21 protein-coding genes are annotated in these 21673 nt (G+C 57.2%); 20 read left to right on the top strand and 1 reads right to left on the bottom strand.

The window, feature by feature from the left end; translation table 11 throughout:
• The first annotated feature begins 44 nt into the window (after positions 1-44).
• Together GC56T2_RS13655 and mbcS are read left to right on the top strand one after the other, a co-directional pair.
• Positions 45-251, top strand: coding sequence for an alpha/beta-type small acid-soluble spore protein (locus GC56T2_RS13655; protein WP_144975922.1), 207 nt, complete (start codon positions 45-47; stop codon positions 249-251).
• Positions 252-390: 139 nt separating this feature from the next.
• Positions 391-1986, top strand: a complete 1596-nt coding sequence (gene mbcS, locus GC56T2_RS13650; RefSeq protein WP_144975921.1) for an acyl-CoA synthetase MbcS — start codon at positions 391-393, stop codon at positions 1984-1986.
• A 310-nt stretch (positions 1987-2296) separates the two neighbouring features.
• Here mbcS and GC56T2_RS13645 read toward each other — a convergent pair whose 3' ends face one another.
• Entirely contained in the window at positions 2297-3100 is an 804-nt protein-coding gene (locus tag GC56T2_RS13645; protein ID WP_144975920.1) for an NAD kinase, read from the bottom strand.
• Between the two features lie 204 nt (positions 3101-3304).
• On the opposite strand from GC56T2_RS13645, the gene sppA reads away from it, so the two are divergent.
• From sppA to GC56T2_RS13555, 18 genes are all read left to right on the top strand, one after another.
• Positions 3305-4312: a signal peptide peptidase SppA gene (gene sppA / locus GC56T2_RS13640; protein ID WP_144975919.1), complete on the top strand. Its 1008-nt coding sequence runs from the start codon at positions 3305-3307 to the stop codon at positions 4310-4312.
• A gap of 15 nt (positions 4313-4327) precedes the next feature.
• A complete protein-coding gene (locus GC56T2_RS13635; protein WP_144975918.1) occupies positions 4328-4795 on the top strand; it encodes an RDD family protein in 468 nt (155 codons plus the stop codon).
• Positions 4796-4905: 110 nt separating this feature from the next.
• The gene (locus GC56T2_RS13630; protein ID WP_255516093.1) at positions 4906-5589 is read left to right on the top strand and encodes a DUF2953 domain-containing protein; all 684 of its coding nucleotides are present in this window, start codon (positions 4906-4908) and stop codon (positions 5587-5589) included.
• 11 nt (positions 5590-5600) lie between these two features.
• Positions 5601-6065, top strand: coding sequence for a GerW family sporulation protein (gene ytfJ / locus GC56T2_RS13625; protein ID WP_144975917.1), 465 nt, complete (start codon positions 5601-5603; stop codon positions 6063-6065).
• A 123-nt stretch (positions 6066-6188) separates the two neighbouring features.
• Positions 6189-6689, top strand: coding sequence for a thiol peroxidase (gene tpx, locus GC56T2_RS13620; RefSeq protein WP_033844346.1), 501 nt, complete (start codon positions 6189-6191; stop codon positions 6687-6689).
• Between the two features lie 161 nt (positions 6690-6850).
• A complete protein-coding gene (locus GC56T2_RS13615) occupies positions 6851-7840 on the top strand; it encodes a class I SAM-dependent methyltransferase (RefSeq protein WP_144975916.1) in 990 nt (329 codons plus the stop codon).
• A 344-nt stretch (positions 7841-8184) separates the two neighbouring features.
• On the top strand, positions 8185-9384 hold the full coding sequence (locus tag GC56T2_RS13610) for an acetate kinase (protein WP_144975915.1): 1200 nt from the start codon (positions 8185-8187) through the stop codon (positions 9382-9384).
• Between the two features lie 220 nt (positions 9385-9604).
• A complete protein-coding gene (locus tag GC56T2_RS13605) occupies positions 9605-10117 on the top strand; it encodes a hypothetical protein (protein ID WP_144975914.1) in 513 nt (170 codons plus the stop codon).
• 135 nt (positions 10118-10252) lie between these two features.
• Positions 10253-10597: an SCP2 sterol-binding domain-containing protein gene (locus GC56T2_RS13600; RefSeq protein ID WP_144975913.1), complete on the top strand. Its 345-nt coding sequence runs from the start codon at positions 10253-10255 to the stop codon at positions 10595-10597.
• 112 nt (positions 10598-10709) lie between these two features.
• Positions 10710-12254, top strand: a complete 1545-nt coding sequence (locus tag GC56T2_RS13595) for a long-chain-fatty-acid--CoA ligase (RefSeq protein WP_144975912.1) — start codon at positions 10710-10712, stop codon at positions 12252-12254.
• Between the two features lie 45 nt (positions 12255-12299).
• Positions 12300-13424 (top strand): acyl-CoA dehydrogenase family protein, encoded by a 1125-nt coding sequence (locus GC56T2_RS13590; RefSeq protein WP_144975911.1) that lies wholly within the window; start codon positions 12300-12302, stop codon positions 13422-13424.
• Positions 13421-14635, top strand: a complete 1215-nt coding sequence (locus GC56T2_RS13585) for an acyl-CoA dehydrogenase family protein (protein WP_144975910.1) — start codon at positions 13421-13423, stop codon at positions 14633-14635. The genes GC56T2_RS13590 and GC56T2_RS13585 overlap by 4 nt, the downstream gene beginning before the upstream one ends.
• A gap of 168 nt (positions 14636-14803) precedes the next feature.
• A complete protein-coding gene (locus GC56T2_RS13580) occupies positions 14804-15595 on the top strand; it encodes an enoyl-CoA hydratase/isomerase family protein (RefSeq protein ID WP_033844340.1) in 792 nt (263 codons plus the stop codon).
• Positions 15596-15610: 15 nt separating this feature from the next.
• Entirely contained in the window at positions 15611-16453 is an 843-nt protein-coding gene (locus GC56T2_RS13575) for an SDR family NAD(P)-dependent oxidoreductase (RefSeq protein WP_144975909.1), read from the top strand.
• Between the two features lie 320 nt (positions 16454-16773).
• Positions 16774-17916, top strand: a complete 1143-nt coding sequence (locus GC56T2_RS13570) for a thiolase family protein (protein ID WP_144975908.1) — start codon at positions 16774-16776, stop codon at positions 17914-17916.
• Between the two features lie 21 nt (positions 17917-17937).
• Positions 17938-19683 (top strand): ABC1 kinase family protein, encoded by a 1746-nt coding sequence (locus tag GC56T2_RS13565; protein WP_144975906.1) that lies wholly within the window; start codon positions 17938-17940, stop codon positions 19681-19683.
• Between the two features lie 221 nt (positions 19684-19904).
• Positions 19905-20237, top strand: coding sequence for a hypothetical protein (locus tag GC56T2_RS13560; protein WP_144975904.1), 333 nt, complete (start codon positions 19905-19907; stop codon positions 20235-20237).
• Positions 20238-20260: 23 nt separating this feature from the next.
• A complete protein-coding gene (locus GC56T2_RS13555; RefSeq protein WP_144975901.1) occupies positions 20261-21367 on the top strand; it encodes a Zn-dependent alcohol dehydrogenase in 1107 nt (368 codons plus the stop codon).
• Positions 21368-21673: the final 306 nt, after the last annotated feature.

Below are 21673 nucleotides of genomic sequence, written 5' to 3'. Positions count from 1 at the left end.
CATCTGTTTTCACACACTCTATAGGTGCAAGGAGGTGAAAACAGATGGCACGCAACAACAACACGAATCAATTGCTTGTTCCAGGCGCGCAGCAAGCGCTTGAGCAAATGAAATATGAAATCGCCCAAGAATTTGGCGTCAACTTAGGCGCTGACACGACATCGCGCGCGAACGGTTCGGTCGGTGGCGAGATTACGAAACGTCTCGTCGCGATGGCGCAACAACAATTGGGCGGTGCACGCCAATTCTAATTTCATCACCATGGCTTGGGCGGCGGGGAGTTTCCCCGCCGTTTCTTTTGTCAAAAAATGATTCAAAATAGACCGACTATTTTGTATAATAAAAAGTGCCATCCATAGAAATGAAACCGGAGAAAGGGGAGAGGGACGAATGAAGAGGGAAGAGCTGATCGCCCCCGAGCGCTACAACTTGACGTCGGAAGTCGAGCGGCACGCGGCTTTTCATCCAACCCGCATCGCGTTAAAATGGGAGAGCGAACAAGGCGAGACAAAAGAGATTACATACGGCCGCCTGATGGCGCGCGCCAACCAAATTGGAAACGTTTTCTTATCGCGTGGGCTGCAAAAAGGAGACAAAGTGCTCATCATGGTGCCCCGTCTCATTGAAGCCTATGAAGTGTACTTAGGGGCGCTGAAAGCGGGACTTGTCGTCATCCCGAGCTCGGAGATGCTGCGGACGAAAGATCTGGAATACCGACTCACCCATAGCGAGGCCAAAGCGGTCGTCGCCTACGCGCCGTATCTTGACGAGTTTGCGCCGATCGCAGGCATTGACCGCCTCACCAAGTTCGTCATCGGAAACGAGGGTCAAGACGGGTGGATCTCGCTGGAAACCGCCATGGCGAACGAGAGCGAGACGCTTGAGGCGGCAGACACCGCGCGCGATGACATGGCGTTTTTGTCCTACACCTCTGGCACGACCGGCAATCCGAAAGGGGTTGTCCATTGCCACGGCTGGGCGTACGCTCACTTGCGGACAGCGGCCAAAAATTGGCTCTGCATTGAGGAAGGCGACCTTGTTTGGGCGACGGCCGGACCGGGGTGGCAAAAATGGATTTGGAGCCCGTTTTTATCGGTGCTCGGCTCGGGGGCGACCGGGTTCGTCTATTACGGCCGTTTTGAGCCGGAAAAATATTTGCAGCTACTAGAAAAATACAACATCAATGTGCTGTGCTGCACGCCGACCGAGTACCGCCTCATGGCGAAAGTGCCGGATATCGGCCGCTACCGTTTGCCGCATCTGCACAGCGCCGTATCGGCCGGCGAGCCGCTCAATCGCGAAGTGATCGACACGTTCGCCAAGCATTTTGGCGTCCACGTGCGCGACGGCTATGGGCAGACGGAAAACACGCTGCTTGTCGGCGTCATGAAGGGGATGGACATCAAACCGGGATCGATGGGGAAACCAACGCCGGGCAATCTTGTCGAGATCATTGACGAAAACGGCGAACCGTGCCCTGTGGGCGTCGTCGGGGATATCGCCGTCCATGTCGACACGCCGGCGCTGTTTAAGTATTACTACAAAGACCCGGAGCGGACGGCGATGCAGTTCCGCGGCGACTATTACATCACCGGCGACAAAGCGCGCAAAGACGAGGATGGCTACTTCTGGTTTGAAGGCCGCGGCGATGACATCATCATCAGCTCCGGCTATACGATCGGCCCGTTTGAGGTTGAAGACGCGCTCGTCAAGCATCCGGCGGTGAAAGAATGCGCCGTCGTCGCCAGCCCGGATGAAGTGCGCGGCCATGTCGTCAAAGCGTTCGTCGTTCTCCGCGACGGGGTCGACAAAAACGATCCATCGCTCATTCCGGCATTGCAGGAGCATGTCAAACAATTGACCGCTCCGTACAAATACCCGCGCAAAATCGAGTTCGTCGACGACTTGCCGAAAACAGCGTCCGGGAAAATTCGCCGCGTTGAGCTGCGCGAGCGGGAAGCGCGCTTGGCCGGCCGGTCATCGTAAGCGCGGGATATGGAAACGCGAGGGCAATGAAAGGCCGCAAAACAGCCCGCCTCCTTAACGTGAACCAGCCTGAAGGCCACCCGTTTCGGGAGGGGGCGAGCCGTTCATAAAACGAAAGAGGGGTGTCCCGAAAGGATCGGGATCCCCTCTTTCGTTGCTCTATATACGTGCTGACTGCTTCTGTCGCACGATCGGTTGTGCCGATCTTGAAGGCAGACAGCCTTTTGGGTCAGCCCCTCTTCCATCCATACGCACCCAATACTCCCGCACCCCTTGTCGTCTCCCGAAGAAAGGCGGCCTTGGGCGCCGTTTATAAAAAGACGCGTTTCACCTTATCCCAGAATGAATTGTCTTTCAGCCGCACCGTTTTGACGACGCGATCGCTCAGGCGGATGTCGATTCGTTCGATATGCTGGATGCTGAGCGCCTCGTTGTCGAGGCCGATGATCGGAAAATGGCTTGCTTCTTCCGACATTTTTAGCGTCAGCTTCCGCGCTCCACTTAAAATGAACGGCGAGCCGAGCGTTCGGTAGCGGTTGCTGTTAAGGGAAGCGAGCTCGCTCACTTGGAAGCACGGCAAAAGCGGATCGACGACCGCCCCGTGCACCGATTTATTGTAGCCGGTGCTGCCGGTCGGCGTGGAGACGATCAAGCCGTCGCCGCGGAACGTTTCAAAATGAAGGTCGTCAATAAAGACATCGACCGCCATCGTTTTTATGATTTGCGAGCGAATCGAGCATTCGTTTAAACAAAAGAACGAGGTCGTGCCATCGATCGTCACTTCAATAATCGGATAGCGCCGCACTTCAAGTCGCCAATTTTTGGCCGCTTCCACCATATGATCGATATCGTTGATATGGAAATCGCAGTAAAATCCGCGTGTCGGCAGCACGGACACACCGACATACAGACTGTCGGGACGGAACCCCGTTTGTCGGACCGCTTGTAAAAATGCCCCATCATCGCCGATGCTGACGATGATATTCGCCTCGCGAAAGTCATCGACCACGACGAACGGCCCGCGCTCTGCTCGCTCGATCAGCGGCTTCACCCGTTCGACGAGATCGTCATCGCGCTTATAAAAAAAATAAAGCCGATTGCGTTCCATCGTCATTTTTAGCGCCCTCCTATTGGCATGATCTAGCTGTTCCATGTACAATGAATATTGTACCACGTTTTCCATGATTCTAAAAATATAGGAGGCTGGCGGAAGCCCGAAGGCCCCACAAGGACGCGGGAAGGCTCATGCAGACGCAGGAAGCGTCCTGGGGCTCTTGTTCTGTCAGGAGAGGGAACCAGCAACATAGGGGGGAAGAAGATGAATCGAAAGCGATGGGTGGCGTTGGCGATTGCCTCCGTCTTGCTCATTATCTCGGTGCTCGTCGAGGTGATTGGCGCGCTAGTATCCGACGAGGCTGGGCGCTGGTCGGACAGCTGGCTGGCGATGATGGAGGCGCCGTTTAGCGAAGAAGTTGTCCAAGACGGCGATCCGCTGAAAAAAATTGCGGTCTTGGAAGTGAACGGCGTGATCGAAGACGCGGGTGAAGCCGAGGCGTTTTTGTCGTCGCCGCTTTACCATCACCAAACGTTTTTGCGGATGATCGAACAGGCGCAGGAGGACGAGGATGTCAAGGCGATTGTGCTGCGCATCAATTCGCCGGGCGGCGGAGTGGCGGAGAGCGCGGAAATTCATGATCAGCTCTTGAAACTGAAAAAGAAAACGAACAAGCCGATTTACGTGTCGATGGGGGCGATGGCCGCTTCCGGCGGCTATTACATTGCGACCGCCGGCGATAAAATTTTCGCCAGCCCGGAGACGATCACCGGCTCCATCGGGGTGATTATGCAGAGCGTCAATTATGAGAAGCTGGCGAAAAAGTACGGCGTGGAGCTCGTGACGATCAAAAGCGGGCCGTACAAAGACCTCATGAACCCCGCGCGCTCGATGACGGAAGCGGAACGCGACATACTGCAGCGGCTCATCAACAACTCCTATGAGGCGTTTGTCGATGTGGTCGCCAATGGGAGAAAACTGCCGGAAAATGTGGTGCGCAAGCTGGCCGACGGCCGCATTTACGACGGTCGCCAGGCAAAATCGCTTCATTTGATTGATGAGTTTGGTTACTTCGACGATGTGATCGCGGCGCTCAAAAGAGAGCATCACCTCAAGGGGGCGCAAGTGGTGAAATACGCGACCGATACGCCGTGGAGTTCGCTTTTTGGGCTTGCTTCAGCCCGCATCAAGCCGGACAGCGGAACGCTGGAGATTGCCCGCTTGCTGTCGCGGCCGTCATCTCCGCGGCTCATGTACTTGTATGCCGAGTAAAGGAGGGAACAACCGATGACAGAGATGGAAGCGTCGGTTCCGGCGGCAACGAGTCTGCCTGCGGAGCGCCCCCGCTGCTATGGCGGATTTTGGCTTCGCTTTTGGGCGTATGGTCTTGACCTTCTTGTCGTCTCAAGCTTGAACCGGCTGATCGTCCGCCCGCTTTTTCGCTTGTTTGACTGGCCGCTGGAGCAGGATGGCTTGTTCGCGCCAGCGGCCCTCGCGGCGGCAATTTTGTTTTATGCGTATTTTGTGCTCATGACGAAAGCGTTCGGCCAAACGCTTGGCAAAATGGTGTTCGGCTTAAAAGTGGTTGACGAACGGGGCGGGCGGCTCACATGGCTGACGGTGCTGTTCCGCGAAGTCGTCGGCAAGTTTATTTCCAAAACGCTGTTGTTTGTCGGTTTTCTGTTCGTGGCATTTTCCGAAAAGAAAAAAGGCATGCACGATCAATTCGCCGATACGATCGTCATCCGCGAGTAGTCCCCGGCAAAGGGCGCCGGTCACTTCACCATCATCATCGACCTGCCGAAACGGCAGGTTTATTTTTTTGCCATATGGTGACAATGTATGGAGAAAGGAAGTGCGGACCGTTGAAAACAGGAATGGTAGTGATCATCATCGTTAGCTTTTTTCTGTTGCTGCTCGCCTCGATGAAAGTGTCGGTGGCCATCGCCTTCCGCCACGTACGGAATGATGAAGAATGCAAAATCGTAGTCCGTACGCTGTTTGGCCTTTTCCGTTATACGATCCGCATCCCGCTCCTCAAACCGGAATGGGACGGAAAAACGCCGCAGGTGGCGTTTGTCCAAAAGCAAGGTGTCGGCGGAACGAGGGACAAGGAGGAAAAAAAGGGGAAGTTGACCCCGGCGAAAGTGGCCCGCTTCATCCGGCAAGTAAAACGGTTTTTGCGGCAAGTTGTCGATTTGCACGAAATTATGAAACAATTTTATCGCCATGTAACGGTGACGCAATGGGAGTGGAAAACGAGAATCGGCACCGGCGATGCGGCGTCAACCGGTTTGCTTGTGGGGCTTGGCTGGTCATTGAAATACATGATCATCGGCGCGGTGAGTCGCTACATGAACATGAAAACCGTCCCGGTTGTTGCCGTTGTGCCAGCGTATGACCAAGCTGTGTCAGAAACGGCGTTTGCATGTATGATTCATTTTCGAATCGGGCATGCTATGGTAGCAGGATGGCGAGTGATTAAGCATTGGCGCGGGCGGCGGCCGGCGAGATGGTCGACCGCACGGCAGGCAAACGAAGGCTACTAGGAGGAATGAGCATGACGAACCATCCGATTCAAGGGCTGATGACGACGGCGATGGAAAATTTAAAACAAATGATCGACGTCAACACGATTATCGGCGACCCGGTCGAAACGCCGGACGGCAGCGTCATTTTAACCGTGTCGAAAGTCGGGTTTGGCTTTGCCGCCGGCGGCAGCGAGTTTATGGTTGACGGCCAACAAAATGGCCAGCAAGGAACACAAGCGGGCGGAAACGGACAGGCACAAGGGAACGGACATCCGTTTGGCGGCGGCAGCGGCGGCGGCGTGTCGATCACGCCGATTGCGTTTCTCGTCGTCAACTCGTCCGGGGTGAAGCTGCTTCATCTGGACGAAAGCACGCACTTATATGAAAAAATTCTCGATGTCGCTCCGCAGGCGCTTGAAAAAATTCAGGCGATGCTGAAGAAAAACAAGAAAGACGGCGGCGCCCGCGAACAGACGAACGACTTTGACATTTAGCCGGACCGCTGGCGTCCGGCGTTTTTTTGTTTGGCAACCGTATCGGACAAAATCGTTGAAAAATTCCGTTTTGCGCTTTAGTATGGAAGTAGTACATATTTTTTCTAAAGGGGGAGAGAGCCCATGGCTCAGGTGACGTTTAAAGGGCAGCCGGTGACGCTTGTTGGCAACGAAGTGAAAGTCGGCGACAAAGCGCCGGATTTCACCGTGCTTGATCAAAATTTGCAGGAAGTGACGCTCGCCGACACGAAAGGGCACATCCGGCTGATCAGCGTCGTTCCGTCGCTCGATACCGGGGTTTGCGACGCGCAGACGCGCCGATTCAATGAGGAAGCGGCGAAGCTGGACAATGTGAAAGTGTTGACGATCAGCGTCGATTTGCCGTTTGCGCAAAAACGGTGGTGCGGTGCCGCCGGCATTGAGAACGTGCAAGTGTTGTCCGACCATCGCGATGTCTCGTTCGGACAGGCCTACGGCGTCTTGATCAAGGAGCTGCGTCTGCTTGCCCGCGCCGTGTTCGTCATCGACAGCAACGATACGGTGACGTATGTCGAATACGTGCCGGAAGTGACGAACCACCCGAACTACGAAGCGGCGATAGAAGCGGCAAAAGCGGCGAAATAACGATGAGCGGCGGACATCCGCCCGCATAGGATGCCCGACCATAGGGGCCCCGACTCGTTCGGGGCCTTTTCACGTTTTCGATCGGCCCCTTTCTTGCGGTGTGAGGCGGACGGGCGTACAATATACAGAAGGGACGTTGGTAGAAAGGTGGGGACGGATAGATGATGACGCCAGTTGAACGGTTATTCACGGTCGTTGACGAGACGGCCCAGATTTTGCAAGAAGAATTGCAATGCACGTATTTGGAAGCTGTTGCCGAGACGGGGGAAAATTTGTTTCATGGCGACGTGTTGCAAGACGAAGTGAGCGAGCTGAACGCGAAACGGTTGAAAAAGCAGTATCGCGAACTGCTGCTGGAACGGTTTCAAAACGAAGACATCCGCAAAGCGTTCCAGCTCGCGGTGCTAAAAGGGATGCGAACGCATGTCCAGCCGCATCATCAAATGACCCCCGATGCGGTCAGCTTGTTTTTGGCCTATTTAGTCCGCGAGTTTACGCGCTCGCATTTGGCGGTGACGATTCTCGACCCAGCCGTCGGCACGGCGAATTTATTGACGGCGGTGTTAAACGGCCTGCGGGGCAAACAGGCGGCCAGCTACGGCAGCGATGTCGACGACCTGCTCATCAAATTGGCCTATGTCAACGCGAACTTGCAAAAGCATCCGGTGCAACTGTTTAACCAAGACAGTCTCAGGCCGCTGTTTGTCGAGCCGGTTGATGTTGTCGTCTGCGATCTGCCGGTCGGCTATTACCCGGATGACGACAATGCCGCCCGCTTCGCCTTAAAAGCAACCGAAGGAAAGTCGTACGCCCACCATTTGTTCATCGAGCAAAGCTTGCGCTATACGAAAGAGGGGGGCTACTTGTTTTTCCTCATCCCGAATACGTTGTTCTCGAGCCCGCAGGCGAGGCAGCTGAACGAATTTTTAAAAGAGGCGGCCATCGTCCAAGGCGTCTTGCAGCTGCCGCTGTCGATGTTTAAAAACGATCAGGCGGCCAAAAGCGTGTTGATTTTGCAAAAGAAAGGGCCGAACGTCAAAAAGCCAAAACACGTGCTACTCGTCGATTTGCCTAGATTTTCCAACAAATCAGCGATGCAGGCGATGATGGCCAAAATCGACGCTTGGATCACTGCGGAAAAAGGACAGTGACAAGAGGGTGTCCCCCATGGCGATGGGACACCCTTTTTGATCACTGACCCGTCAAGCCCATTCGCCAAACGGGAAGTTGCCTCTTCCTCCCTCCTTGCGCTCACGCCTAGAAGAGGGGCTTCTCGATGATCAAGGCTGCTCTTGCCCCTCCCTTTGCAATCAGCATCGTTTTCATTTTTCGCAACATAAAAACTTTTTCTTGCAACCGGTTGCGAACCAAAACTGCGCTTGAAACGGGGAAACGGGGTGCATACAATGAAAAAGGCATAGTGAAACGGACGCGCATCGCGCACACTAATGGCAAGCGCGAGCGGATTTTTGTCAAAAAGGAGCGGGATACGTCTATGGCGAAAGTGCTAGCCATTAATGCAGGAAGTTCCTCGTTGAAGTTTCAGCTGTTTGAGATGCCGGCGGAAACGGTGTTGACTAAAGGGGTGGTCGAACGGATTGGCTTTGACGACGCGATTTTTACCATCGTCGTAAACGGCGAAAAGCATCAAGAAGTGACGGCGATTCGGGACCATGCCGCGGCGGTGAAAATGCTGCTGGATAAACTCATTCGCTACGGCATCATCCGTTCGTTTGCCGAGATCGATGGCATCGGGCACCGCGTCGTCCACGGCGGCGAAAAGTTCAGCGATTCGGTGTTGATTACCGATGAAGTGATCCAGCAAATCGAAGAGGTGTCCGAGCTCGCTCCCCTTCATAATCCGGCCAACCTCGTCGGCATTCGGGCGTTTCAGGAAGTGCTGCCGGACGTGCCGGCGGTGGCGGTGTTTGATACGGCGTTTCACCAAACGATGCCGGAACAGTCGTTTTTATACAGCTTGCCGTATGAGTATTACACGAAATTCGGCATTCGCAAATACGGCTTCCACGGCACGTCGCACAAATACGTCACCCAGCGGGCGGCGGAGCTTCTTGGCCGGCCGATCGAACAGCTGCGCCTCATCTCGTGCCATTTAGGCAACGGAGCGAGCATCGCGGCGGTCGAGGGCGGCAAGTCGATCGACACGTCCATGGGCTTCACCCCATTAGCCGGCGTGGCGATGGGGACGCGCTCCGGCAACATCGACCCGGCGCTCATCCCGTACATTATGGAAAAAACGGGAATGACCGCCGATGAAGTGATTGACGTGCTGAACAAAAAGAGCGGCATGCTCGGTATATCCGGCATCTCGAGCGATTTGCGCGACTTGGAAAAAGCGGCCGCCGAAGGCAATGAGCGCGCGGAACTCGCGCTTGAAGTGTTCGCGAACCGGATTCATAAATACATCGGCTCGTATGCGGCGCGCATGTGCGGGGTCGATGCCATCATCTTCACCGCCGGCATCGGCGAAAACAGCGACGTCGTGCGGGCGAAAGTCTTGCGCGGCCTCGAGTTCATGGGAGTGTACTGGGATCCGATCCTAAACAAAGTGCGCGGCAAGGAAGCGTTCATCAGCTATCCGCACTCGCCGGTCAAAGTGCTCGTCATCCCGACGAACGAAGAGTTGATGATCGCCCGCGATGTGATGCGGTTGGCGAATTTGTCCACTCATTAAAAGGCTGCCGAAAATTACCGGCCGACATTTTGACGAGAAAAAACGGTCGCCGCCATGTTAACGAAAACGGCTGTCCCGAACAGACGGGGCGGCCGTTTTTTATGGCGTTTTGGCGCCTTCGTTCGCGTCTCACTCTCGGCCCCGGCAATCGTCGGAATTGCCTACATTGTTATTTCGCGCCAAAATGAGGGTGCATACCCGGTGTAAAGGGGGTGAACGTATGGCCTTGTTTCGTGATCATGCTCATTTGTATCGGGTGATCGGCGAGTTCATGCAAATTCCATCGCGGCCGCGGACGATCGAAGAGCTGCGGCGGTGGTGGGGCCATCATCCCGCCTATTATGAACAAGGGAACGAATTGGAGCAAATCAACCGGATCGGCGAGCAAATCTGCCGTTCCCGCGCCGCGTTCGTCTTTTACTTGACCGATCCGGAAGCCGTCATCAGCATCGATGCGAGGCGGCCAACGCCCGGCGAACATTACGAAGTGCTGTTCGGACGGGGGCTCGATCAGCCTGACGTCGCCATTGTAACAACCGGGGACGTCGCCCATCAATTTTGGGGTGGCAATATTAGCGTCCCGTTAGCCCTCATAACGGGAAAAATGAGAGCCAAAGGGTCGAAAGCGAAGGCGCTCCAGCTGCTGCCGCGCATCGTGCCGGCGTTTCCGCTTTACCGGCGCTACTTGGAGCTCATTGACGAGCCGGCGCTTCTGCGGGCGCTGCAGACGTAAAAACATCGGGAAACGCCAAGGGCGAGAAGGGAAAGTCCCGACAAAGTTCGGGATAGGACGGCGGTGGGAAAGGCGATATAGTAAAAGTGCGGAAATAAATTTCAGATAGTTCAAAATTTTAGGGAGGATATGAAGATGACAGCCGTAAAAGACATTTTTCAGCTGATCGACTCGCAGTTGAAGGAAGACCCGTCCCGCGCTGATGGGATTGTCGCCGTGTACCAATTCAATTTGAGCGGAGCCGATCCGGGGGTGTATCAAGTCGTCCTGCGCCCGGATGCCGGATTTGTCGTTGAAGGAGAACAGGAGACGCCCGATTGCACGCTCAGCATGGACAGTGACGATTTCAAAAAAATGGTCGATGGCGAGCTCAACGGAACGGAAGCGTTCATGAGCGGGCGGCTTCGCATCGATGGGGATATGGGGTTGGCGCTGCGGCTGCAGGAAGTGTTGGCTGCCTACAACAGCGCCAACCAATGAGCAAAGCGGGATGTTCCGAGAGCGGTGACAGCATGGAGCAACAGGCGAACAAAGACGGCGGGCTTGCCCTTTTCCATCAGCCCGCCCATTTTGGCTAAAAGGAGACGAGGGCATGGATTTGCGCACGATTTGGACAAAAAACATCGAGCAGTTCGGTCCTTACGCGGCGTTGATATTTGAAGGAAAAGAGTACACGAACGTCGAGTGCGACGCCCGTTCGTCCCAATTGGCTCACACGTTGATCGAGCTAGGGGTCAGGCCGGGCGACCGCGTTGTCGTGACGATGCCAAACAGCCCAGAAGTGGTCGTCGCTTTCAGCGGCGTCTTAAAGGCAGGAGCCGTTGTCGTGCCGGTGCTGCCGCTGTTGCAGGCGCAGGAACTCCATTACATTTTTCAAGATTGCGAACCGAAAGTCGTGCTGACAGCGGAAATGTTGCTCGGGAAAGTGAGAGAAGCGGCGCGCGATTTGCTGCGCTCACCGTCCGTGTTGACGCTCGAGCCTTCTAACTCGTCTCACTCGCTGTGGGAGAGGATCAAGCAGGCTCCGGCCACTCTGCCGGAGGTGGAAATCACGGACAACGACGCGGCCGCCTTGCTTTATACATCAGGAACAACCGGCCAGCCGAAGGGGGTCGTGCTGACGCACCGCAACTTGTACGCCAATGCCGAAGCGGCGGCCGAAATGGCCAAGCTGCTGCAAACGAAGAGCGATCGTGTCGGCCTCGGGGTGTTGCCGATTTCTCATGCGTTTGGTTTTACGATGATGAATGTGGCGCTGCTGCTTGGTGACCGTGTCGTTCTTCTGCCGTATTTCGAGCCGAAAAAAGTGCTTGCAGCCATCGAAATGTACCGGGTCACGCACACCGCGATGGTGCCGGCCATGTTTCACGCCTTATGTCATGTTCCTGAGGCCGACCGGTATGACACCTCCAGCCTAGTGGCCTGCGTGTCCGGCTCCGCCTCGCTGCCGCCGGCGCTTGCCGAACGGTTTCAGCGCCAGTTTGGCTGCTTGATTTTGGAAGGCTACGGCCTGTCAGAAGCGGCGCCCATCGTTACAGCAACCGATCCGACGAAACCGATCAAGCCCGGATCGGTCGGGCTGCCGCTGCCGGGGGTGAAGGTCGCCGTTGTCGATGAACAAGGAAATCCTCTGCCGCCCAATGAGGTGGGGGAGCTGATTGTTTCTGGGCCGAACGTGTTTTGCGGCTACTATGGAAAAGACGAAGAAACGCGTCGAGCGCTGCGCGACGGTTGGCTGTACACCGGGGACATGGCGCGCATCGATGAAGACGGGTACGTGTTTATCGTCGACCGGAAAAAAGATGTCATCATCCGCGGCGGATTCAACATTTACCCGCGCGATCTTGAAGAGCTGCTCATGTCGCATCCTGATGTGCTGGAAGCGGGCGTTGTCGGCGTTCCGTCGCCGAGGATGGGAGAAGAAGTCGCCGCTTACGTCGTCATCCGCCGCGGGGCGAGCGTGACGGAAGAGGAACTCATTCGCTTTTGCCAAGAGAAAGTGGCGAAATACAAAAGCCCGCGCTTTTTGAAGATCGTCGGTTATTTGCCAAAAAATTTGCTCGGGAAAACGGACAAGAAAACGTTGCGCGAGTGGGCGAACGAGTTCGTTCCCGCCGCTGTGGACGGGAACGAATAAGCGGAACGCGCCCCGTTGTGATTGGCATAAAAGGAGGGAGAAACGATGATCTCATTTCGGCCGACCGAAGAGGAGCGGGCGTTTTGCGAAGTGGCGAAAACGATCGCCGTTGAAGAGATGCGGCCGAGCGCCCGCGACTGTGAACAGCGCCGTTCTGTAAGCGCAACCATCGCCAAACGCCTTCACGAGTTGGGATTTTTAGGGCTTGAACTTCCCGAAAGCTGGGGTGGGCTGGAACTTCCGCTCATATCCCAAGCGCAAATTTGGCAAGTGCTCAGCTATGGGGATTTAGGGATTGTTCAAGGGCTTCCCGGACCCGGGGAAGCCGCCTCGCTCATGCGTCAGACGCCTGAGCATCCCGTTTGGCGACCGTATCGGGACGTGGGTCAAACGGGAATGTGGCCGACGGTGGCCTTCATCGACGGTGAAGAAACGATCGAGGTCCGCCGCAGCCGCGACGGTTATCGTCTCAACGGGACATCCACGCCAGTCCGGCGCGCCGCTTTTGCCGATTGGGTGGTTGCAGCCGGCAAGGATAACGAGGGGGAACCGGTCATTGTCGTTTTCGATGAGCGCACATGGGAGACGGTCGAAGGCGATTTCCGCCTCGGGCTGCTGGCCGCAGGGCTTGGGCGCATTCGCTTTTCCGATGTGTTCGCGGGCAACGACCGCGTGCTTGCCCGCGGAGAGGAGGCGTCGGCCTTGCTTGGGCACGCCCGCGCCCGCCAGTGCGTGCTTGAAGCGGCGAAGGAGGTCGGGTTGATGGAAGCAGCGCTCGATTACACTATCGAATACACGGCTGGCCGCAAGGCGTTCGGGCAGGAAATCGCCAAATTCCAAGGCGTATCGTTTACGGTTGCGGAAATGGCGTTTGAATGCCGCGGGGCCCGGAACATCACCTGGGCCGCCGCTTGCCGCGTTGACGAGCAAGGAAGGGCGGCAGAAGGCTTCGCCTGGCGGGCGCTCGCCCGCGCCCATCGGTCGGTGCGCTACGTCACCGATCAGGCCGTACAAATGCTGGGCGGGCACGGATATGTGCAAGAATATCCTGCCGAAAAATGGATGCGCGACGCCCAAGCGCAAGTGCTGCTGTATGCCCGGGAAACGGACTGGTTCATCCGCCGCGGCGAACAGCTGCTGGACGAACGGAAAGAGAGGGTTGCGCCGTGATTTCATTTGCGTTGTCACCGCAGCAAAAACAAATCAAAGAGCTCGTTCATTGGTTCGCCCAACACGAAGTGCGCCCGCTTGCCCTCGAGGCCGATCGGCTCGGACGGGTCCCGGAGGAGTGGCTGCAAAAAGTGAACAAAATGGGCATCCAGCTGAACACATCGTCATTCGGCGGCGGACGGTCGGCGCCAGCAGCGGGGCAGAAACCGGAAAAAAAAGAACGCGAAGGCAACCGCGTGGCGGTGATTGCCGCCGAGGAGCTCGCGTGGGGCTGCCCGGCCATTGCCTTATCCCTTCCCGGTCCCGGCCTTGGCGGGCCGCCGATCCAGTCAAGCGGCACTCCGGAACAGAAGCAGCGCTTTTTATCGATATTTACGAAAGACGAACCGCGCTGGGGGGCGTACGCGCTGACCGAGCCGGAGGCCGGTTCGGATGCGTCCGGCATTCGGACGACAGCGAGAAAAGTTGACGGCGGCTATGTGTTGAACGGGCAAAAAATTTTCATTACCAACGGTGCTCGCGCTTCATGGGTCGTCGTGTTCGCCACGGTCGATCCGAAGCTCGGCCGCGCCGGACATCGGGCGTTTGTCGTCGAAAAAGGGACGCCGGGCTTTTTGGCAACGCGCACCGTCCATAAAATGGGGCTGCGCGCCAACGAGACAGCGGAGCTCGTGTTTGAAGACTGCTTCGTTCCGGCGGAAAACTTGCTCGGTGGAGAGGAGTTGTACAGCGCTGCGGCCCATCAACCATCCGGATTTCAAGTGGCGATGAAGACGTTCGATAGCACGAGACCGATCGTTGCCGCCATGGCGGTCGGCATCGCCCGCGCGGCTTACGAATATACGCTCGAGATCGTTCGCCGCGATTATCCGAAGCAAGGGCGGCTGTACTATGAAGCGGCTGAACTGCTCGCCGAGGCAGAACAAGAGATCGATGCGGCGCGGCTGCTCACGTGGGAAGCGGCGTGGAAAGCGGACATCGGCGAAGCGAACGCGATGGAAGCGGCGATTTGCAAAGCGGTGGCTGGCAAAATGGCGCTGCGCGTATGCGCGATGTGCCTTGAGCTGCTCGGTCCGGTCGGCCTTGATGGGCATTTGGTGGAGAAACTGTATCGCGACGTGAAAGTGTTTGATATTTTTGAAGGCACCCAGCAAATTCAGCGCCTTGTCACCGCCCGACGGCTGTATGCGCCATACGGCGTCCATGTATAACGTCTATGCCCAACTCGTTTCGGGCGGAACGAGCTTGGGCGCCCTGACTCGCAGTCGCCAAGGATATCCCCGCCCGATCGGCATCGGTTCCCGGTCGATTCGGTCGTCATCGGAGCAGCCAGCGCCGTTGGCGGGGGCATCGCAGCGAACGAAAGGAGAGAGTGTGACTTGCCTTACGAAACGATTCGCATCGAACGGCGGGACAAAGGAGTCGCTTGGCTGATCATCGACCATCCGCCGGCCAACGCCATTAGTGAAACGTTGATGAACGAATTGGAACAAGCGGCCGATGAGCTGGAAGCCGACAGCAAGGTGCGTGTGATCGTCATTGCGTCGGCCCATCCGAAAACGTTTCTCGCCGGCGCCGACTTAAAGGACATGATTCGGCGGGGAAGCCAGTTGGCCGGCAATAAGGACGGCATCGCCGAACAGAGCGCCCGCATGCAGCGCTGCTTCGACCGCTTCGCCAAAATGCCGAAACCGGTGATCGCGGCCATCAACGGCTATGCGCTCGGCGGTGGCTGCGAATTGGCGCTCGCTTGCGACTTCCGCATCATGGGCGGAGGCAAAATCGGCTTAACGGAAGTCTCCCTCGGCTTGATTCCAGGAGCAGGCGGGACGCAGCGGCTGACGCGCCTTGTCGGACGGGCGAAAGCGACGGAGCTTATTTTTCTCGCCCGCCGGCTCGACCCGCAGGAAGCGCTCGCGCTCGGCCTCGTTCACCGCGTGACCGCTCCGGAACGGCTGAACGAAGACGTAGCATCGTTTGCCGAACAGTTGTCCGAAGGCGCGGTGCGGGCGATGGGGCTGGCCAAGCGGGCGATCGATGCCGCCGAGGAGTGCGCTGAGGATGGGTTCGCTGTTGAAGCGGCGTCCTTTGCGGCCACGTTTCAAACAGGGGAGCCGGCCATCGGGCTAGCGGCGTTTTTCCAAAAGAAACAACCGCAATTTTTACGGTAAACGGAGGGATCAGCGATGTCATCGTGGGCGGAATTGTTGAAAGGAAAGGTGGCGGTCGTCACCGGTGCTTCGCGCGGCCTCGGGCGTGCGGACGCGCTGGCGCTGGCGGAAGCGGGGGCTGATGTCGTCATCACCGACATTTTGCTCGAATCGGATGAAGAAAGCAAACAAACGGCGCAAAAATACGGACCGCTCTCCCAAGTGATGCAAAGCACGAACGTCGTGTACGCGGAAAAAATGGCGGAAGAAATTCGCGCCATGGGACGGCGGGCAATGGCGATCAAAATGGACGTCACCGACCGCGAGCAAGTGAAGGACGTGTTCGCCCGCGTCAAAGAGGAGTTCGGATCGATCGACATTTTGGTCAATAACGCCGGCACGCTTGACCACGTTTCACAAATCGAAAAGCAAAACGATGCGTTGTGGGAGCGCGATTTGCGGGTGAATTTGACCGGCACGTACAACTGCACGAAAGCCGTGTGGCCGTACATGAAAGAGCAAGGATGGGGGCGGATCATCAACATGTCGTCCGTCGCCGGCACGCTTGGCGGCTTCGGGCAGGCGAGCTACTCGGCGACGAAAGGAGCGGTGTTGAGCTTTACGAAAAGCATGGCGCTGGAAGGAGCGCGCTACGGCATTACGGTGAACGCCATCGTGCCGGGCATTATCAATACGGAAGCGTTCCGCATGGGCAACCCGAAAATGAACGAACGGATGATCCAGCGCACGGCGTTCCGCCGCCCGGGTGAGCCGGAAGACGTCGCCAACGCCATCGTCTTTCTTTGCTCCGACAAGGCGAAATATATTACCGGCATCGGGTTGAACGTATCCGGAGGCATAGAACTGTTTACGTTTTGAGCCAAAAGCGCGGTGGTGGCCGAGCGCCAGCTGACCTTTGGGCTGTGGCGAAGCCTCGCGTTCTCACCGCGTCAGAAACGTTTGGCCAACCGGCTATTGGACTGTGAGCCTACACCCGAAGCGGGCACCGCGGCGGAAATGTTCTTGGCTGAGGCCAGCAAGTGGAGGTGGGCTCGGATCGGAAGCGGCGCGGCTTCGGCGGCCCGCAACGGCTCGCCAAGGGGAGAGCGGATCGATGGTGATCCGAGCGTGAGAGGCACTCGCCAAATCGCTCAACGATTTCGAGCAGACCGATTTTCAGACAGAACAGGAGGAGCGGCATGAGGGAAGTGGTCATTGTCGATGCCGTGCGCACGGCGATCGGCAAGAAAAAAGGAGCGTTCGCCAACGTCCATCCGGTTGACTTGCTTGTTCCGGTGCTGCGGGCGCTTGTCGAACGAAACGGATTGGACGCCGGCTTGGTGGAAGATATCGTTGTCGGCTGCGTAACGATGACCGGGGAGCAAGGCGGCAACATCGCCCGTCAAGCCGCACTCGCTGCCGGCTTTCCGGTCGAAGTGCCGGCGTTTTCGTTAAACCGGATGTGCGGCTCGAGTCAGCAGGCCATTCATAACGCAGCGCAAGCGATTTTGGCCGGCGACATGGACATCGTCATCGCTGCCGGCGTAGAAAGCATGACCCGCGTTCCGATGGGAAGCGATATGGGACGATTCAGCCGCCAGCTGACAAGTCGGTACAACATCGTGCCGCAAGGGATTTCCGCCGAGATGATCGCGAAAAAATGGGGATTGTCGCGCGACGAGTTGGACGCGTTTGCGCTCACCAGCCATCAAAAAGCGGCGGCAGCCACCGATAGTGGAATGTTTGCGCGGGAAATCATCCCACTTGAAGTGCAGGGCGAAAACGGAACGATGACAGTTGCCCATGATGAAGGAATCCGCCGCGATACATCGAGGGAAAAGTTGGCAGCGTTAACGCCATCATTTCAGCCCAAAGGCGGTGTCATCACGGCCGGCAACTCAAGCCAAGTGAGCGACGGAGCGGCCGGCGTGCTGCTCATGTCGGCGGAAAAAGCCCGGCAGCTCGGGTTGCGGCCGAGAGCCCGCATCATCGCCCGCGCGGTCGTCGGCGAAGACCCGATTCTGATGCTTACGGGCGTCATCCCGGCCACGCGCCGCGTGCTCGAAAAAGCGGGGCTGCGCCTTGACCAAATCGATGTCATCGAAATCAATGAAGCGTTCGCTTCGGTCGTCAAAGCATGGGAGCGGGAGCTTGAGCCGGATATGGCGAAAGTGAATCCGCGCGGCGGAGCGATTGCCCTCGGACACCCGCTTGGCGCGAGCGGGGCGCGGCTGCTGACGACGTTGCTGCATGAACTCGAAGACATGAACGGGACTTACGGCTTGCAAGTGATGTGCATCGGCTTTGGCATGGCGACCGCCACCATGATTGAACGCTTGTAAAGCGGAGAGGAGGGGAGCGGTTTGCACGCATCGATCGAAACAGCCAAACCGAAACAAAAGCGCGATTTTACGGCGGTCAGCGCCGCCATTGAAGCCGAGCTGGCCGCCATCACGGCGGGAAGGCGACGGCGAAAAATCATGACAACGTTTGTCAAAAACGGACTTGGCGTAGTGTTTAGCGACATCATCGCCCATAAACTGCGAGGGAAAGAAGGAAACAGTGCTTCGTTGCGCCAAATCGGCCGCCGGCTCCGCTTAGCGTTTGAGGAGCTCGGCCCAACGTTCATCAAGCTTGGGCAGGTGCTCGTCACCAGGCAAGATTTGCTGCCGGAGCCGATCACGCTCGAGCTCGAACGGTTGCTTGACCGAGTGCCGCCGATCGAGTTTGCGAAAATCGAGTACATTCTCGAACGTGAGCTTCCGGACGGTCTTGAGACGTTTGAATGGATCGAAGAAACGCCGCTCGGTTCGGCGTCGCTTGCCCAAGTATACAAAGCCAAGCTGAAAGACGGGCCGGTCGTCGCGGTCAAAGTCGTGCGCCCGACGGTCGAAAAGCTGTTTCAAACCGACATCGCCGTTATCAAAAAAATGGCCGCCCGCCTGCAGAAGCGGCTGCCCCCTGAGCTGCAGGCCGCCCTCGATCTTGGGGGGCTCGTGCAAGACTACTACAGCAGCGCCATGGATGAGCTGGATATGACGGAAGAAGCGCGAAAAATGCAAGAGATGAAGCAAAAATACGAACGGAGGGCCGAACATGTCACGGTTCCGCACGTGTACGAAGCGACGAAAAGCGTCTTAATTATGGAATACATCGACGGCTGGCTCATAAAAGATTTCCCCGTTGATTTTCTCACCTTTGAAGAACGGGTCAACATTATGATCGACCTCGTTCACCATTATGTGCAGACGATGCTTGATGGCCATTATCATGCCGACGCCCACGGTTCCAACATCATGATCGACAAGCGAACGAAAAAGGCGGTCATCATCGACTGGGGAATGACCGGGCGGATGGACAGTGTGATGGCGCAAATTTTGATGCGCGTCATTTTGCACATCCAGCTCAACCAAGCGGAAGACGCCGCCGAAGTGTTTATGGAGCTCATGTCGCCGACCATCTACACCGATGTCGTCAAATTGAAAGATGAACTGCGGACGCTGACGTTAAACTATGTGTCCGCCCACCAAGGAAGCAGCCGCTACAATTACGGCCGCCTCGTCCTTGAAGCGACGGCGATCGGGCTTCGCAATTATTGCAAAGTCCCAAACGGCTTGGCGCTTTGGGCGAAAGGGTTTTCCGCGACCGAAGGGACGGCGCGCTGGATTTGTCCGGAAATTTCGTACGGCGAAGTCGTCGAGGCGTATGAAATCCCGATTTTAAAAAGCATTCTCGGAAAGCGTTTTAATTTCCGCGCCAACGCCAGCCTCGTCGCCGAAACGGCCGAATTGGTCGCCACCTTGCCGCGCCGGTTCAACAAAGTGCTCGAGACGATGGCGGAAAACAAATGGCGCATGACCGTGCAGCTGCAAACCGACCCGGTGACGCGCAATACGCTCAACCAAATTGCCAACCGGCTGGCGCTTTCCCTCCTCGCGTTTGCCATTATCGTCGCCACCGGATTGATTGTCGCCAGCATCCCGGGCGGAACGTTTTGGGGGATGGACAAAACGACGATCGCCAACATCGGATTGGCTGTTTCGTTCCTCTTGGTGGTGTTTCTTGGTTGGCGGCTGTTCCGCACGCGCAAGCAACGGCCGCGGTTTTAACCTAGCTTGTTGAAAAAATCGGCATCAAGCGGTCGGCGCGGTTCTGGAAGGGAAAGCTTCCGCTACGGCAATCGAATCGATCCGCGATGAGGAGTGCTAGCCATGTTCGCTGGATAGGAACGCCATCCGATAATGGCCGCGATCGGATCGATCCGCAACGAAGAGTGCTAGTCCCGGGCACGAGCGCATCGTGCCACATTGTCGCTAAAGGAGGGAACGATGTGCGCGACGAGCATGAGGAATGGACGATGTCCCAGCGTATCGAAGCGTTTTACCGCCAAAGTGGTGGACCGGGAAGCCCGGTAATTCGGCGCCTGTTGGAGAGGCATTTGCTGTATGGAAAAGACCATGGCATCCCCGGAAAACGGGAAGAATTCGCGGACGCGTTTCGCGAAGTGTTTTTGCACGACCATTCCACCCGCTCGCTCGTTCTTGGCCTGTTCAAGCTAAAAACCGCCTTGCAAGAGGAATGGAACGCCTACTTGGAGGCGCTGCGAGGTCAAGGCGGCGCCCGTGAAGCAAACGCGGATTTCGCTGACAGGCGGGAGCGATAAGGCCGTGAAAGGGGAGAACAACGATGGTGAAAGCGGCGGTGTTGCACCGTTACGGGGAGCCGCTGGCGATCGAGGAGCTGGATTTAGCTGCCCCCCGGTTTGGGGAAGTAAAAGTGAAAATGAAAGCGGCCGGCCTTTGCCATAGCGATTGGCATGTCGTGCAAGGCCAGCTGCCGCTTCCTTTGCCGCTGGTGCTCGGCCATGAAGGGGCAGGCATCGTTGAGGAGGTTGGCGAGGGAGTGACGAGCGTTCAAGCCGGCGACCACGTTGTGCTCAATTGGGTGCCGTCGTGCGGCCGCTGTCCTTATTGCCGCCTTGGCCGGCCCGACTTATGCGAAGCGGCGGCCCGGCTGACGGCGACCGGCACGCTGCCGGACGGGACGACGCGTTTTTCCCTTGGCGGGAAGCCAGTCTATCAATTTCTCACCGCCGGGGCGTTCAGCGAGCGCACGATCGTGCCGGAACGGGCGGCGATTCCGATTCGCCGCGATGTGCCGTTTGAATTGGCGGCCTTGATCAGCTGCAGCGTCATGACCGGGGTGGGGGCGGTCATCCATGCCGCGCGGGTGCGCCCCGGCAGCACGGTGGCCGTCATCGGCGCCGGCGGCGTCGGCTTCAACATCATCCAAGGAGCGGCGCTCGCCGGGGCCAAACAAATTATCGCCATCGACATTGTCGAGGAAAAATTGACGATGACGAAAACGTTCGGGGCGACACATACGGTCAACGCCGGCGACGAAGATGCCGTCAGCGCGGTTCTCGACTTGACGGACGGCCTTGGCGTCGACTATGCCTTTGAAGCGATCGGCCGCCCGGAAACGATGGCTGATGCGTACAACATGACGAGAAAGGCGGGGATGACGGTCATCGTCGGCATCGCCGCGCCGCATGAAACGGTGGAAATCAACGCCTTCTCCTTGCCGTCGCAGGCAAAGACGTTGACAGGGGTGTGGCTCGGCCAAGGCAATCCCCCGGTCGACTACCCGAAGCTGCTCGACTTGTACGCGGTGGGCAAGCTGAAGCTGGAACCGCTCATCAGCGCCGTCTATGCCCTCGAACAAATCAACGATGGCTTCGCCGCCTTAAAGAGCGGACAAAACATCCGCGGCCTAATCCGCTTTGAGGAATAAACACGCACCAACAAGGAGGCGATGCCTCTCACGGCGAGCTTGGACCGCTGAGCTTGGGAATGCGGCCGGAAGCCGGATTTCAGAAGGCGGCCGCTCATTCGGCGCCATCACCAGTGTGCAAGGTATAGGGAGAACGTCTTGAGACGATATCGCTGACTTAGAAAGAACAAGAGATCGTCTTGGCGATCATCGTCAACTTAGGAGGAACGAGAATCTTGCCGGTGACCACGGCTTAGAAGGAATAAGGCGATCGTCTTGCCGGTGACCGCGGCTTAGAAGAAACAAGGGATCGTCTTGGCGGTCATC

It is taken from the genome of Geobacillus sp. C56-T2, assembly GCF_007829715.1.
GTDB lineage: Bacteria > Bacillota > Bacilli > Bacillales > Anoxybacillaceae > Geobacillus > Geobacillus icigianus.
This window is presented reverse-complemented; position numbering and strand designations above follow the sequence as displayed.